Below are 16,028 nucleotides of genomic sequence, written 5' to 3'. Positions count from 1 at the left end.
AAGACAGTTGAAATCGGCCTGCTGACACCGCCGCTCGGATTGAATGCCTATGTGGCCGCGGCTCAGACAAAGGTTCCGCTCGGCACAATATTCCGGGGAATTGTGCCGTTCCTCTTCATGGAGATTGTGATCCTCATTTTGCTGCTGGCTTTCCCGCAAATCACGCTGTTTCTGCCTGACCTGATGAGCCGTTGACGGTCATTGGTGAGCTCCTGAATCTTGCCGCTGAAAGCAGCCCCAGGTTCCGTCGAAAGGTGCTGGCTCAGAATTGATGTCTGTACCCGAAGTCGAGGGGAGAGAGCATCCGGTTGTGCTATCGCAGCATCACAATGGCCATTTAGAGCGATGCAAGCGGGGAAACCTCCGGTTTCGCGAACAGCAGCTTCACTCGATCAAATACCAAGTGCTCCAGCTTGTGGTGAAAATTAAGTTCCATAAGCTATCTTACCCGAAATTTGTATATAACGGGTGCGCGCTATACCCAAGTGCGACTTCTTATTGAAACCAATAGGTTATCAGATAGGAGGAAATCACTATGGGCTTGAATTACATCCATCTCACACTTGAAGAACGCCGCAAGATCGAACGCTGGCGTCAGGCAAACGTGTCCCCAGCGAAAATGGCGCAGGTCCTAGGACGCCACCGCTCCACGATCTTTCGCGAGCTCAGGCGGAGTCATTTCAGTGACGCGCAAATGCCTGACGTGGCTGGGTATTTTGCTGTTGTCGCACAGGATGAGACCGCCAGGCGCCGTTCTCGAAAGCGCAAACTCATCAAACATGAGGATCTACGGCACCTAGTAGCCGAGCGCATCAAGGCCGGTTGGACACCAGAACAGATAGCCGGCCGCATGCGCTACGAAGGTGCCGCGCGTAGGGTCTGCCAGGAACCATCTACCGCTTTATCTATTCAAAGGAAGGTCTCGCTCAGGAGCTGTGGTGGTATCTGCCAACGCACCGCAAGGAGCGCAGACCCAGACGGGCCAGGAAACGGCGCCCTGCCAAGTTCCATCGTGACGTGAGTATTCTGTTCCGCCCGGAGGTTGTCGCGCATAGGCGGGAGTTTGGCCATTGGGAAGGTGATCTCATGATATTCATGCAGCATCTTGGGTTGCGCAACATCACATCTTTGGTTGAGCGCGTCAGCCGCTTTACGGTGCTTCTGAAGAACGACGATAAGAAGACGAGAAACGTGCTGGGTAAGGTAATCGATGCAATCGCACATTTGCCGCTCAAGGCTCGCAAGTCGATCACATTTGACCGCGGAACCGAGTTTGTTGCCTGGCCGCATCTTCAGGCCGAAACGGGCACGCAGACTTGGCTCTGCGATCCGTCTTCCCCATGGCAGAAAGGGACCGTTGAGAACACCAACAGGCGAGCTCGAAGAAGATTGCCCCGCAAGCTGGATTTGAAACACGTGAGTGAGGCGGACCTCAAGAGTCTCAGCGACAAGCTTAATGCCACACCACGGAAATTCTTGGGCTGGAAGACGCCCGCCGAAGTACTCAGAGAAAAAATGATGGCAAGGTGATCAGCAGGCCCCTACCCTCATCCAAGCTGAAGGTGCATTTCACAATTCTTGGTTTTTTGCTAGAACGTGCTTCATGAAAAGATCTTTCGATAAACAATAAAACCGGAGCGTTCCGCGACACTGTCGTAAAGCTTCATTGCCGTGGAATTTGTTTCATGTGTTTGCCAATAAACGCGTGCCGCGCCTGCATTTTCCGCACGCCTATAAATATCATGTATCAGCGCTTTTCCTATCCCGTTCCCGCGCGACTCTGGATGCGTGAATAGATCCTGCAAGTAGCAACTGGGTTCAATTGCGGTTGTGCTGCGGTGGAAAATGTAATGCGCGAAGCCGACAAGGTGTCCTTGGCTCTCGGCCACGACCGCTTTCACTGGCTCATAAGGGTCGAAGAAGCGCTGCCAGGTCATTTGGCTAATATCAGGTGAGAGGGCCGTCGTGCCCGAGCGGCCATAAAATGCATTATACCCCTCCCATAGGCGGAACCATTGGTCAAAATCTCCTTGATTGAGGGAGCGAATTGACAGACCTGCGGACATTCTCACTACCTTTTTTGTCGTACCAAGGAAGAAGTGAACATGAACAGCCACACTTCATGAGGCTAATGTGATTGTTAGTCCATGTCCGGCCTCCGGTCCATCGGGTTGATCGTTTCAGGTGCCGATGGGCGGTAGTCCAATGCACTGTTCGGTCTCTTGGTGTTGCTGTGTCTGCTTTGCCTGCCACCCGGTTTCATGGACACTGAGTTAAGCTGATTCAAGGATGCATCATTCAACGGGGAACGGCTTATCTGGGCCGAGGACGAGCCGCGTCAACCACACCAAAACCATTGGAAACTTTAGTTTATCTGTCACATGCAGGGAACGTCGGCCCATAGGTACCGCGTTGCAATAAGGTGAGACTTTAGTGATCAGATCACGCAGGCGTTGAACAGCCGCGTCGCTAACTGCAGCCTTCTAGAAAATATGTGGTTCTCGGTAGATCTCCCTTGATTTGCACTTCGCCGCGCGTGGAAACAAAGTAGCTAACCGGAAGAAGTTTCTGCGTCTCTTCGGATATCTGAATTTTTCCGGGTATACCTTCAGATTCCATCCTGCTGGCAACATTCACGGTATCTCCCCACAGATCGTAGGAAAATTTGCGTTTCCCGATTACTCCGGCAATGACCGGCCCGGAATGAATTCCTATACGCAGTTCTAAATCAATGCTGTTTCGTTGACGAAACTCACGAACAGCACTTTGCATCTCAAGAGCAAGATTTGCGATTCTCGCTGCGTGATCCACGACGCTTCCGTGCAGGCCGGCAGCGGCCATATATGCATCCCCGATGGTCTTAATTTTTTCCACGTGATGCTCGTCAACGAGCCTGTCAAATCGGGAAAACAGATCATTTAGTAAGCTCACAAGCTCATCCGCCGACATTTTTCGAGTTATGTTGGAAAACCCCGCAAGATCTGCAAACAAGATCGACACACTTTCATGCTTGTCGGCAACAGGCTCCTCATGGGCTTTAAGACGCGATGCAATTTTTGCAGGAAGAATGTTCAGAAGGAGTACCTCGGAGCGCCGTGTTTCGTCTTCCAGCAAACGCTCCAGCCGAAATGCGCGTCGATTGATGACATCAAGCTGATATGAAAAAGCAACGGCAAATCCTACACCGCCGCTGGTCCAGGCCAGAGCATTGACCACTTCAAAGTTGGTACCACCCGCGAGTGCAATAGTGAAAACAGCGATAAGAAGGTATGGCACCAGGATACCTGAGGTTTGAAGCACACCATTGGTCATTGCCGGGACGAATATCATCCCGGTGGTCAGCCCACTGATACCGGCTACCAGCCCACCGGGAAGTTGAGCCAAAATCAGGGGAAACAAGACCGCGATCCCAAGGTAGGTGTACAAGATGAGAAACGGCCAGAGTTTTGGATTGGTGCGAAAAGAGGGAAGAAAAGACAACCCTATGCATGCCAAGAAATGTGCCACAGCCGTCGCACGCAGATAGGCAGTTCGTTCCCAGGCGTTTGGATCCAGCACCGCGTCCCAAAACCCGTAGCCGATAAATGCGACAAGCCCGATACCTGTTCCCAGCCTACCAAGTGGAACAAACCGCTGCATTAGCTGTTTCGCGTACGCACGTTCCTCATTTGGCTCGAATTCTATTGAGTACAGCCGCTTCAATGCAGTGTCCTAATTTACGGTGTCGAGAGGTTGGCTAGAACTTACTGGTCGAAAGGACGCTTTTTCCAAGTGCCACTGATCATCGCTGCAGCTGTCAGTACTCCGTAGGCGACGGATGCCAGAGCGACGATCTGGAACAAGGCAGAAATACCAGCACCCAAGAAGTAGACAGCCAACCAGCCGATAGCAGCTGCAATGATCATGCGAATAGTTCCTGCCAACACAGGAAACAGAGCCCGGTTTGCCCCTTGGCTGGCAAAGTAGAGCGCCAGGCCCAAGCCCACAGCGCCGTAGACCGGGGCAACGGTTCGCAGATAGAGAACTCCCATCGCCATAACATCGGCATCGTCGCTGAAGAGGCCGACCCAGGTTTGCGGGAAGATCGCAGCGGATAGGCCGACCAATTCAGTCAATCCGAAAGCAATGGCTGCACCGGTCCAGGCGATATGGCGAGCGCGTTCCCATTGCCCGGCTCCAATATTGATACCGACCATCGTCACCAGCGCGGTTCCAAGGCCGAATATAACCGGGATCTGAATATAGTCGAGGCGTGAGGCGATACCATATCCGGCGATGGCGCTAGCGTCAAACCCGCCAACGGTGGCTGTAACGATAGTGACTGTGAGATTGACCTGGACCGTTCCGATCGCCGACAGGATGCCGACACCCATGATGTCCCTGAACAGGCGTCCTTCCAGAGGCACAATTCTGAGCTTGAGCAGACTGCGGGGTGAGCGCAAGTACAAAAGCAGCATAACAGCGGCCAGTATGTAGTATATGACCACTGCGGCCCCACCACCGGCAACTCCAAGCCGCGGAAATGGCCCCCACCCGAAGATCAGGGCTGGCGATAGTGGGACCAGGAGGAAGACACCCAGAAAGATGACCAGAGCCGGGAACTTCACATTCCCCGCCCCGCGAAGCGCTGATGACAGCACCGCGGTTATCCAGATCGGGACCGAGCCTGCAAACACCACACCCGAATAGGTGAGCGCCGCTTCAAGCGTTGCACCGGTTCCTCCCATTGACCGATAGAGCATCTGGCCACAGAAGAAGGCGGCCGCCGAGAAAGCAACACCGAATGCACAGGCCACGATGATCGAGTGCCAGACAAGTGCGCTTGCATCGGCATAACGTTCGCTCCCTAGGGATCGCGCCACCGCCGATGCGACCCCTCCTCCGATGCCCCCGTTCGACATCATCTGCATGAGCATAAGGACCGGGAACACCAGTGTGACTCCGGCCAGCGCGTCCGTCCCGAGAAAGCTAATGAAATAGGTTTCAGCCACACCGACAAGTGTTTGCACGACGAGCACTAATATCGTCGGCAACGCTAGACGAAGCATCGTTGGTACAATGGCGCCTTCGAGCACGCTGGGTGGTGCCTTGTGCGCGGGCACTTGGACCGTCGATGTGTTCGTGTGGGACACTTCTCTCATGAGTAGATCTCTCGTCGGACCCTTAAGCTATTGCGATCGGGCTCATGCGGGTCCTTTGGCCTGCCGCTATGACCTGGCTAGACTGGCAGCCGGAGCATCTTGCGCAGGCTCTTGTCGAATGCGGCGGCGGGGACAAAACGGCGCAGAACGCTGACACGACTTGCCAACTTTCCTGCCGGGTAGCGCAACTTCGGATCTGGATCTGTTGCTGCCTTCAAGATGGTTGCGGCAACGATCTCCGGCGTAGCGCCTTTTTTTATCTCTTCGCTGACGACCGCTGCCATCCGCACACGCGCGGCATCGTAGCTGTCGAGCAAATGATCCGGCTCTATAAGGTTTTCGTCGAAAGATGTACGGGTATAGGCCGGTTCAACCAGCGCAACGCGAATTCCGAGCGTGCGCACTTCATGATCAAGTGATTGCGAGTAACCTTCTATGGCATGTTTGGTCGCCGCATAGAGCGCAAAATAAGGTGCAGGAATGAACCCGTGCGCAGAACTGAGGTTAATGATTTTGCCCTTCCGCTGACTACGCATATCCGGCAGTACGGCGTTAGTCATGCGAATGACGCCGAATACGTTCACGTCGAATAGTGATTGGGCCTGGACTACTGACGATTCTTCGGCGCCGCCAAATAGGCCAACGCCAGCGTTATTAACGAGCAGATCGATGCGTCCTGTTGTAGCCAGAACGTTTTCGACTGCCTTCGCCACAGAAGCATTGTCGGTTACGTCGCAGGTCAGCGCAGTTACGCCAGCAGGCATTGCTGCTCCGGTCCGGCGACTGGTCCCAAACACACGATATCCTGCATCCTGCAAGGCCTTGGCCGCGGCGAATCCGATGCCGGAAGATGCTCCGGTCACGAGGGCGGTGCCGAGATTGGATGTCTTCATTTAGTTCATGTCCTTCTCTGTAAGGTCTTAGCATCGGGTTGAGACGCCCGTTGAGCAGCACCTAGATTTGGTGATTTCGAAAAAACTGGAGATTGGGGAGAGGTTCGATCGCTGGACTCTCCTGCCGCTTACCTTGCCGACATTCCGGTCCAGCGCCGGAAGAGCACGCTGGCATTGACGCCCCCGAAACCGAAGCCATTGGCGATCGCATAATCCATCTCTGTTGGCCGGGCCCGGTGCGCCACGAAGTCAATTCCCTCGCCTGCGGGGTCTAAAGCGTCCAAGTTGAGCGTAGGTGGCGCCATCTGGTCCCTGAGCGCAAGGATTGCGAAGATCGCGCCAAGCCCGCCTGCGGCCCCGAGCAAGTGTCCGGTAGCCGATTTTGTCGCGCTGACCGCAACCTTTGAATTTGTGCCGAAAACGCGCTTGATCGCCGCAATTTCTCCAAGGTCACCAAGGGGAGTGGACGTCGCGTGTGCATTGAGGTGGCGGATATCTCCAGCAGAAATGCCGGCTTGAGCGATCGCGATTTCCATAGCCCGGCGTGCGCCATCACCGTCTTCAGGCCCAGAAGTGATGTGATGGGCATCCGCCGTCGTGCCGTAGCCGACGAGTTCGGCAAGAGGCTTGGCCCCACGCGCGAGGGCATGCTCCAGTTCTTCGATAACCAGAACGCCAGCTCCCTCCCCCATCACGAAGCCATCGCGCGAGGTGTCGAAGGGACGCGAAGCCTGGGCCGGGTTTTCGTTGAAGCCGGTCGAAAGGGACCGCGCCGCCGCAAACCCGCCCAGACTGACTATATTCATGCAAGCCTCCGTTCCGCCGCAAACGGCGATATCGGCCTCACCGGCACGGACAAGGCGTGCCGCATCGCCGATCGCCTGGATCCCGGCCGCACAGGCTGTTACCGGTGCGCCGAGCGGGCCCTTGAAGCCATGACGGATGGAGATGTGGCCAGCTGCAAGGTTCACAAGGAAAGACGGTACCGTAAATGGTGACAGACGGCGGACGCCGCGCGTATCGACGGTGCGAACCGCCTCGGTTATCGCCGGAAACCCGCCGATGCCAGAAGCAATGATCGTCGCCGTGCGCAGGCGGTCTTCTTCCGAGTCAGGTACCCATGCAGCCTGAGACAATGCCTCTTGTGCGGCGGCGAGTCCAAACGGGATAAACCGGTCAACCTTTCTCTGGTCCTTTGGTGCGAAGACCGTATTGGGATCAAAACCTGCTTCAGGATCCTCTTCCAGAGAAGGAACGGCACCGCCGATCTTTGCTGGCAAGTCACCTACAATCTCGTCTGCAAGCCTCCTGATGCCGGAGCGACCGTCGAGAATACGGGACCAAGACATTTCGACGCCTGTGGCGAGTGGCGTGACCGCCCCCAGACCCGTAACAACTATCTTCCGCATTTAAACACCTATTTTCTGGGGTAAGTTACCATCGCTGCCCGCGAGATGGCCGAAAGCCATGTCAGTGTCCGCGGGCAACCGGTTGCTGCGCCATGCTGCAGTTCGAAAGCTATTGTCCGGAAACCTTCAAGGCTCCCGTGTTGTGGCGGGACGGGTCGGGAAAGCCCGGGAACTGTCTGGTTCTGACAAGTTCAAACCTCCAACTCCACGTCGCCGCAGGGTTCCGCCTGGCAGGCAAGAATGTAGCCATCCTTCTTCTCGTCATCGCTGAGCGCTTCATCCGTCCCCATCCGGACCTCGCCACTCTTTAGCTTAACGAGGCATGTGCCGCATGTCCCCGAACGGCAGGCATTGTCGATGAAAACGTCGGCCTCATCCGCGACATCCAGCAGGGACATACCCGCGCGAGCGTGAGCACTCAGGCCAGTACCCAAGAATGAAACCTTGGCAACGACCTTGGCTGACTTGTCGGCCTTTTGGGTCGGATCGCGCTTGTCGGTGCCAAAGGACTCCGTTCTGACCTGACCGGCCGGAACGCCTAGGCCGATCAACGTGGCCTTGACTGCGTCCATCATCGGGGTCGGTCCGCAAATAAGCGCGGGATGGAGTGCAATGTCGGGGACATTGGCCTGAAGAAACCGAGCATTGATGAAGCCGGTTGCCCCAGACCAGCTTGTCCCCTCCGGGTTCGTAATCGCGGTTGCGACATGCATCCGCGGATTGCGTGTCCTCAGGCTCTCGATCTCGCTTTCGAAGATGAAATCCTTCGGGGTCAGGAAGCTGTTGAGCATGTAGATTGTGCCGGGCCAGCCCGTGTCGGTGAGGTAGCGCGCGATGCTCATCATCGGTGTGACCCCGACGCCGCCACCAATCAGCACGACGCTCGGCCGCTCGCTGCCGGAAAACACGAAGCTGCCGCTTGGAGCTTCAACGTTAATGCGGTCACCCACCTTCACAGTGTCGTGCAGCCAGCGGGAAACCAGTCCGTGATCCTCGCGCTTGAGGGTAATCTCGATGTGGTCGCGCCAGCTCGGCGGCGAAGCGATGGTGTAGGACCGCCGGGTGGCGATACCATCGGGCTCGATGTCGAGTGTCAGATACTGCCCGGCGACATGCCGGAACGGCATCTCGCCACCGTGGGGATTGACGAGACGGAAGGTCTTGACGTTATGCGTGACCTGCTCGATTTCACTGAGAACGAGTTCGCCGTACCAGCGCACCTTGCCGCTTGCCGGATCATTCTTCTCAAATGGTCTGATCGCAGGCACGAGCAAAGAGTTTTCAGGTACGATCTCGACATGCTCGCGCTTGATTTCCGGCGACGGAAAGCACTTGCCAAACGCCAGCAGAAGCTTGGGGTTGCCAGAGATCTTGATCTTGCGCCGCGCGAGCGCCCAGAAGAGGTTCTTTTCCTTTGCGAGAAAGCCCAACCAGGTCTTTGAATCTGCCGTCATCCGGAGATCGGCATCACCGATCAATCCGTCCCTAATGGTTATCTTGCGGTCCCTGACGGTAATCGTCGCCTGGCGATTTTCAGCGCCGGTGAACGTAAAATGATAAACCGCGTTCAGACCACGTGACTGCTCTGGCTGAAACACGATCGGCATGAACGTCAGAAGACCCGAAATCGTGCGGGGCGTCATGCCGTTGCCGACAGGTTTGACGATTTTGTTCTTCCATTTGCGCCGCGCCACGTCTTCGGCATCGGTTCCGGCCACCACATAGATCGTTTCAGGCCGATCCTGAAGCGGCCTCAGGATTTCGCGCCGGTGTGACGCCTTGTCTTTCAGATAGGGGCCGATCACATCTTCGCCAGCCGGACAAACTGCCATGCAATAGGCAGACTTGTAGTTGGCGCCGTAGGTCAGGCTTTGCCACATTGAGGCGGTTTCGGGCTCATTGACCCGTTTGCGATAGTCGATCGCATCGCGGGAATCGGCGACCTGCTCGACCCAGTCGTTAAACCCGCCCATGAATTCGCGGTAATTGTGGGTGAAGCAAGCCTGAAAATTAAACTCCCCATCGGGCTTGATCGCACCAACAGGGCAAACTGCAACACAGAGATTGCATTCAAGACACGGATTGAAGTCAATCGGTTCGTCGACCGCACCGATTTCCTGGTCGAGCAGAACCGTCCCGAGCAGGACGAAGTTGCCGAACTTCGGATGGATCAGGTTCCGGTGAATACCCATCCGGCCAAGGCCGGCCGCAACGGCGACAGGCTTATGCGAAACAATCCAGATTGCGTTTCCCGGATTTTGTTGCATTTCCATTGGGAAACCCATCGCTGGGTTTACAGCACGAACGCCCCGGTCCTGGAGACGCGCAACGATGCGCGCCGCAACTTCATTGGTCTCGTGGCCGGCGCGATGGAATTCCAGATTGGAGACAGATCGCGGCGTACCCCTGACGGGCTCACGCGCCATTTTGATCACAATGCTCAGGAGTGAGCGGGTCCATGGATAGTGACGGAGAATTTCAGCACGTTGCGGGTCGAGTTCAGCCCGGCCAATCTCGACAACACCGACATCGTCGGCACCACAAGCGAGCGCCAGCTCCCGCAGTTCCTCCGCATCTAGCGGCCGCCTTTCGCTTGCCTTGGAGTCTTCGGCGCCCGTTTCGCGGAGCCGCCGTACCGTAGGATGATCCTCAAGTCTCATAATGCCATACACCTTGTCTACAAGTCGATTTTCTGCCGATGACATTTTCCCCGTGACACTCACGGCGACCCGCTGCGACCCCATTCCTCGTCAGAAGAAAAGCTGCAGAAGCTCAAGCGAGTTTTCCAAGAGGTGTTGCTGAGGCCGAGCGCCAACGATAAGGCACGTTGATGTGCCATGCGCATGAAGCTTGCCTTGGGCATTTTCAACTCTGCCTTCCAGCGTAATGACGGTTCGACTGCGCGAGACAACATGACCGGTGATGAGCATCTCCCCGGAGTTGGCGAAAACCGGGCGTACGAACTTGGCGGAGGTTTCGTGTGACGGACAGGTTTCACCGGGCGAAAGCGTGGTCAGGGCGGCCAGTGCCATGGCGGTATCAAGCATTGTCATGATCCAGCCGCCATGGACGGTATTCGTCAGATTGCCAAAACGTGGCTCGGGGGTAGCAAGGAGCTTAACCTTGCCTTCTTCCGGGGCAAGCAGCGTAAAAGGAAGCGTTTCCGCCATTGGTGGACGGCGGAGGTTTCCCTCCGCCAACATCGCAACCAGCTCAAATCCGGTATACTCTGTCAGTTCGGAATTAGGCGCAGGCGCATTATGAACGTCTATCAAAGGATTCGTACTCATTGGACTGATCCAGGTTCATCGCTACCGGCAGAAGCCTGCGCCAGAACGCTTTGTGCGGCCGCATGCAAGATCTGACTTGATAGCTTTTTGTCGTTGACGACGCGCGCGAGTACCTGCGCTCCTATCATGGTAGAGAGAATGGACATGGCTTTGCTGTTGGGTTCCGCGTCGCCGGACTTGCCAACCAGCTCGCCAAGGACTTCGAGATGCGTCTTGACGCCGTCTTCGAACGAAGACTTCACGTCACTGCCCTGCCTAGCAGCATCGGACCCGAGACCAACGATCGGACAGCCCTCCATCTTCTCCTCGCGGTGATCCATGCTCAGATAGAAGGCTAACACTGCACCGAGCGGGTTCTCAGGGTGTGCTTCGATCGCGTCGGACCAACGATGCGAAGCACTCTCAAATGCGCGCCGGGAGGCCAGAACGGCCAGATCCTCTTTTGACGCGAACTGTTTGTAAAACGCCCCTTGGGTCAGCCCTGCCCCCTTCATCAGATCCTTGAGGCCGATACCGTCAAACCCATGCTCTCTGAAAAGGCGGCTTGCCACATTGATTACGGTTTCTCGGTTTTCTGCTGCTTTCTCGCGGCTGACACGCATCGGTAACGTCCTTTTAGATTGCATTCGAAATCTATTTAGACTATATAGATTTCGAATGCAATCTAAATGAGCGCGAGACGTGATCATGAAAAAGAAAACCGCTCTTGTCCTGGGGGTAGCGCTGATCGCGATCTCAGCTGCAGCAGCGACATTGGCTCCTCACTTGTCGACTACAGAAGCCTCTGCAGTCGATGACCCTAGGCAGGTTCCCCCATTGGTAATGCTAGCAACGGCAGTGACCTCTGCTGATTCCCAGCTCAGCTTTACGGGCACAGTCGGGGCCAAGGTGGAGAGCAGCCTCGGCTTTCGTGTTCCGGGCAAAATCATCGAACGCCTCGTTGATACCGGTGAGCAAGTGAAAGCCGGTCAGCCCCTGATGAGGATCGACGAGACTGATCTGCAGCTTGCCGTCAGCGCAAAGCGTTTTGCAGTGGCTGCGGCACGGGCAATCATGGTTCAGATGGAGGCGGACGAAAAGCGCTATGCAGTTCTCGTGAAGGACGGCCGAGCAGCAAGTCCGCAACGCTATGAACAGGCGAAAGCAGCTCTGGATACGGCTGCCGCTCAGCTTGCGGCCGCAGAAGCGGAGGCTCGGGTTGCCGAAAATGAAGCGACCTATGCGGTTCTCCTCGCAAATGCGGATGGAACTGTTGTTGAAGCTATCGGTGAGCCTGGCCAGGTTGTTGCTGCAGGTCAGGCCGTAGTGCGCATTGCCCAGGCCGGGCCGCGCGAAGCGGTCATCTCGCTCCCCGAGACATTTCGGCCCGAGATTGGAACGCTTGCAGAGGCGAGCCTTTATGGCTGGGGCGATCAACGGTTCAAGGCGAGCCTTAGGCAGCTCTCGGATGCTGCGGATCCTTTGACACGAACCTTCGAGGCGCGGTATGTATTGGAAGGTAAAGCAGCTTCGGCGCCGCTTGGTGCGACTGTCACGATCCGCCTTTCCCGCAAGTCCGCAGCGCCGACGGTCGAGGTACCGATCGGTGCCATTCTCGATAACGGCGAGAAGACCGGCGTCTGGCGTCTCGAACACTCAACCTCAAGCGTGCATTTTCAACCGGTCAGCCTGGTCAGAATGAGTAGCGAGATGGCTGAGATTTCCGGCCTGGATGCTGGAGTTTCGGTTGTTTCTCTCGGCGCGCATCTTCTGCGTGACGGCTCCAGTGTACGCACGGTGGCGACGCATGGAGTGCAGCGATGAACTTCAACCTCTCTGCGTTGGCGGTTCGCGAACGCTCCGTAACCTTGTTCTTCATTCTTCTGCTCGTTGCCGCAGGGGCTTTTGCCTTTTTTAACCTTGGCCGCGCCGAAGATCCGAGCTTCACTATCAAGAATCTCACTGTAACGACTGTCTGGCCGGGAGCCACAGCCCGTGAGATGCAGGATCTTGTCGCCGAGCCGCTGGAAAAGCGTCTTCAGGAGTTGGCATGGTACGACCGCGTAGACACCACCACGCGGCCGGGCTTCGCCCTCATGACGCTTACCCTGAAAGACAGCACGCCACCGTCCAAGGTTCAGGAGGAATTCTACCAGGCGCGCAAGAAGCTGGGGGACGAAGCCCGTTCCCTGCCGCCAGGAGTTCTCGGCCCTTTCGTCAACGATGAGTACGCTGACGTGAGTTTTGCCCTTTACGCTCTCAAGGCAAAGGGAATGCCGATGCGGGAACTCGTCAGGCAGGCCGAAGTCATCCGACAGGACCTTTTGCATGTACCTGGCGTGAAAAAGATCAACATTATAGGCGAACGTCCTGAGCAGATCTTCGTCGCCTTTTCTTTTGCGAAGTTGGCTACGCTCGGGGTTTCCGCCCAAGATATCGTTGCCGCATTGCAGCGGCAGAACAACGTCACGCCAGCCGGATCGATCGACGCCCGGGGCCCTCAGATCTTCATTAGAGTCGATGGGGCATATGACAGTGTCCAAGCGATTGGCGACACGCCAATTGCCGCCGCAGGGCGAACACTCAAACTCTCAGATATAGCCGAAATTCACCGTGGATACGAAGACCCTCCAACCTTCATCATCCGGCACGAGGGGGAACCCACGATCATGCTTGGAGCCGTGATGCAGGAGGGCTGGGACGGCCTTGCCCTCGGCAAATCACTGGAGCAAAAAACCAGCGACATAGCCTCTACACTTCCTTTGGGTATGGCACTCGAAAAGGTGACTGATCAGGCGGTCAACATCAGTTCGGCAATCGACGAATTCATGCTGAAGTTTGCCATGGCACTCGGCGTGGTACTGTTTGTCAGTCTTGTCAGCATGGGCTGGCGCGTCGGGATCGTGGTAGCGGCAGCTGTCCCACTGACCCTTGCCGCCGTTTTCTTCATCATGCTGGAGACCGGCCGATTCTTCGACCGCATCACACTCGGGGCTCTCATTCTGGCACTCGGCCTTCTCGTGGACGATGCCATCATTGCTATCGAAGTGATGGTCGTGAAGATGGAAGAGGGCATGGATCGCATCAAGGCGGCAGCCTATGCGTGGAGTCACACGGCTGCGCCGATGCTGTCGGGCACGCTGGTGACGATTGCGGGCTTCCTGCCGGTGGGCTTCGCCAGCTCGACGGCCGGCGAATATGCCGGCAACATCTTCTGGGTGGTGGGCTTTGCCCTCATCGTCTCCTGGATCGTCGCAGTTGTTTTCACTCCCTATCTCGGCGTGAAGATGCTGCCTGACATCAAGCCCATCGAAGGTGGTCATCACGCCATTTACGACACGCCAAACTACCGGCGTTTGCGCAAGCTGATCGTTTTTGCGGTTCGCTACAAGGTTCTGACATGCGCTATTGTCGGCATCGCCTTTGTGTTTGCAATCGTCGGCATGGGTGGCGTGAAGCAACAGTTTTTCCCGACCTCTGACCGTCCGGAAGTGCTGGTGGAAGTCCGTCTGCCGGAAGGGTCGAGCATCGAAACGACGACCGATGCAGTGAAAAAGATTGAGCAATGGTTGGGCGAGCAGCCTGAGGCTGAAATCGTCACCAGCTATATAGGTCAGGGTGCTCCCAGGTTTTATCTTGCGCTTGCACCTGAGTTGCCTGATCCAGCTTTTGCGAAAATTGTGGTGCTCACACCCGATGCAGACGCAAGAGATGTGTTGAAGCACAAGCTTCGTGCCGCGGTTATGGAAGGTCTCGCTCCCGAAGCCTATGTTCGTGCGACGCAATTCGTCTTCGGTCCACCATCCGTGTTCCCTGTGGAATTCCGGATCACCGGACCGGACCCAGAGGAGCTTTACACGATTTCCGAGAAGGCTCTCGAAATTATGCGGAGCGTCGCAGATGTCCGGGACGCCAACCGCGACTGGGGCAACCGGACACCCGTGCTTCGCTTTGTTCCTGATCAGGACCGGCTGAACATCATCGGATTGTCGCCGGCTGAGGTGGGGCAGCAACTTCAGTTCTTGCTTTCTGGCATCCCCGTCACGGAAGTTCGCGAGGATATTCGGAACGTACCTGTCGTTGCCAGAAGCTCTGGTGCCGAAAGGTTGGATCCTGCACGCCTGTCGGATTTCTCGCTCATGAGCCGTGAAGGACGTTCAATTCCTCTTGATCAGATCGGACATGCGGAAATCCGGATGGAAGAGCCGATCCTGAAACGTCGTGATCGCATGTCCGTCATCACGGTCCGCTCCGACATCAATGAGGCCACTCAGCCGCCGGAGGTGTCGAAGCAGGTATTGGAGGCACTGCAGCCGCTGATCGCCACATTGCCTGCGGGCTACCACATCGTAATGGGGGGGTCGATCGAAGAGGCTGCCAAGGCCAACACCGCGCTCGCTAAAATCTTCCCAGTGATGATTGCGGCAACGCTGATCATCATCATGCTGCAGGTCAGATCCTTCTCCATGATGGCGATGGTTCTACTCACTGCCCCCCTTGGCCTTGTCGGTGTGGTGCCTGCCCTGCTCCTGTTTAACCAGCCCTTCGGCTTCAACGCGATCTTGGGCCTGATAGGTCTTGCCGGTATCCTCATGCGCAACACGTTGATCCTTACCGAGCAGATCAAGGAGAACCTCGACGCTGGACTTGATGCCTATAACGCCGTCATCGAGGCGACGGTGCAAAGGACCCGTCCTGTAATACTGACCGCTCTTGCAGCTGTCCTTGCTTTCATTCCCCTGACGCACTCCGTCTTCTGGGGTTCGATGGCTTACACCTTGATCGGAGGAACGGCGGTTGGAACGGTGCTCATCCTGCTCTTCCTGCCCGCTCTCTATATGACCTGGTTCCGGATCAAGCCGACAGGCAATGAGCACCATGTCAGAAGTGAGCTGGTTGCCAAGTCTCAGCCGAATGGCAAAACCGATGAAAGGTTAGGTGGGCATAGCACTACCTCAGTGTCAGGCGAGGTCTCGGCGCACTAGCGGCCAAGCAATTGTGAAGGTGGTCGGCCTTCCCTGTTTGTTCAGGGAAGGCCTATCAGCAAGAGTGAACCTAACCGCGCACCTTCCCAAGTTCCAAGAAGCGGCAGAGGAAATGCAATGTTGCGACGATTGTTAACAGAATGGAAGGCTTGGAATGAGGCCATCGGGGGCCTGGATCACCCTGTCGATGACGAGATTCTGGACCTAGGGAAGCGTATTCAAAAACTTGAAGAAGAACTTTCCGCAATGCGTCTCGTGACCTCTTTCGAGAGAAGCGATGATTAGCCACGCGTTTAATAGACTTCTTTCAGTGATGTGTCGCAAATTCTTC

11 protein-coding genes and 1 pseudogene are annotated in these 16,028 nt (G+C 56.2%); 4 read left to right on the top strand and 8 right to left on the bottom strand.

From position 1 onward, the window contains the following. The coding region (locus tag BUA94_RS22395; RefSeq protein WP_139251220.1) for a TRAP transporter large permease subunit at positions 1-195 on the top strand (195 nt) is incomplete at its 5' end. Positions 196-535: 340 nt separating this feature from the next. Then, positions 536-1,530: pseudogene (locus BUA94_RS22390) on the top strand (IS30 family transposase). Positions 1,531-1,601: 71 nt separating this feature from the next. On the opposite strand, the gene BUA94_RS22385 reads toward BUA94_RS22390, so the two are convergent. The 8 genes from BUA94_RS22385 to BUA94_RS22340 all read right to left on the bottom strand — a co-directional run bounded on the left by BUA94_RS22385 (position 1,602) and on the right by BUA94_RS22340 (position 11,335). Continuing rightward, entirely contained in the window at positions 1,602-2,066 is a 465-nt protein-coding gene (locus BUA94_RS22385; RefSeq protein ID WP_073015600.1) for a GNAT family N-acetyltransferase, read from the bottom strand. 403 nt (positions 2,067-2,469) lie between these two features. After that, positions 2,470-3,702, bottom strand: a complete 1,233-nt coding sequence (locus BUA94_RS22375; protein WP_139251258.1) for an adenylate/guanylate cyclase domain-containing protein — start codon at positions 3,700-3,702, stop codon at positions 2,470-2,472. A 41-nt stretch (positions 3,703-3,743) separates the two neighbouring features. Beyond that, the gene (locus BUA94_RS22370) at positions 3,744-5,141 is read right to left on the bottom strand and encodes an MATE family efflux transporter (RefSeq protein ID WP_073015598.1); all 1,398 of its coding nucleotides are present in this window, start codon (positions 5,139-5,141) and stop codon (positions 3,744-3,746) included. A gap of 77 nt (positions 5,142-5,218) precedes the next feature. Beyond that, complete coding sequence (locus tag BUA94_RS22365) at positions 5,219-6,034, bottom strand: oxidoreductase (protein WP_073015597.1); 816 nt, start codon at positions 6,032-6,034, stop codon at positions 5,219-5,221. Positions 6,035-6,162: 128 nt separating this feature from the next. Beyond that, positions 6,163-7,443, bottom strand: coding sequence for a beta-ketoacyl-ACP synthase II (gene fabF / locus BUA94_RS22360; RefSeq protein WP_073015596.1), 1,281 nt, complete (start codon positions 7,441-7,443; stop codon positions 6,163-6,165). Positions 7,444-7,634: 191 nt separating this feature from the next. After that, complete coding sequence (locus BUA94_RS22355; protein WP_139251257.1) at positions 7,635-10,148, bottom strand: 2Fe-2S iron-sulfur cluster-binding protein; 2,514 nt, start codon at positions 10,146-10,148, stop codon at positions 7,635-7,637. Between the two features lie 45 nt (positions 10,149-10,193). Next, a complete protein-coding gene (locus BUA94_RS22345) occupies positions 10,194-10,733 on the bottom strand; it encodes a PaaI family thioesterase (RefSeq protein WP_235860677.1) in 540 nt (179 codons plus the stop codon). After that, positions 10,730-11,335 (bottom strand): TetR/AcrR family transcriptional regulator, encoded by a 606-nt coding sequence (locus tag BUA94_RS22340; RefSeq protein WP_073015592.1) that lies wholly within the window; start codon positions 11,333-11,335, stop codon positions 10,730-10,732. Before BUA94_RS22340 ends, BUA94_RS22345 begins: the two co-directional genes overlap by 4 nt. Before the next feature lie 85 nt (positions 11,336-11,420). On the opposite strand from BUA94_RS22340, the gene BUA94_RS22335 reads away from it, so the two are divergent. Both BUA94_RS22335 and BUA94_RS22330 read left to right on the top strand, forming a co-directional pair. Then, positions 11,421-12,536, top strand: a complete 1,116-nt coding sequence (locus tag BUA94_RS22335) for an efflux RND transporter periplasmic adaptor subunit (RefSeq protein WP_073015591.1) — start codon at positions 11,421-11,423, stop codon at positions 12,534-12,536. Next, a complete protein-coding gene (locus BUA94_RS22330) occupies positions 12,533-15,697 on the top strand; it encodes an efflux RND transporter permease subunit (protein WP_073015590.1) in 3,165 nt (1,054 codons plus the stop codon). The genes BUA94_RS22335 and BUA94_RS22330 overlap by 4 nt, the downstream gene beginning before the upstream one ends. Positions 15,698-16,028: the final 331 nt, after the last annotated feature.

Origin of the sequence: Roseibium suaedae (assembly GCF_900142725.1) — a bacterium.
In the GTDB taxonomy this organism is placed as follows: Bacteria; Pseudomonadota; Alphaproteobacteria; order Rhizobiales; family Stappiaceae; genus Roseibium; species Roseibium suaedae.
This window is presented reverse-complemented; position numbering and strand designations above follow the sequence as displayed.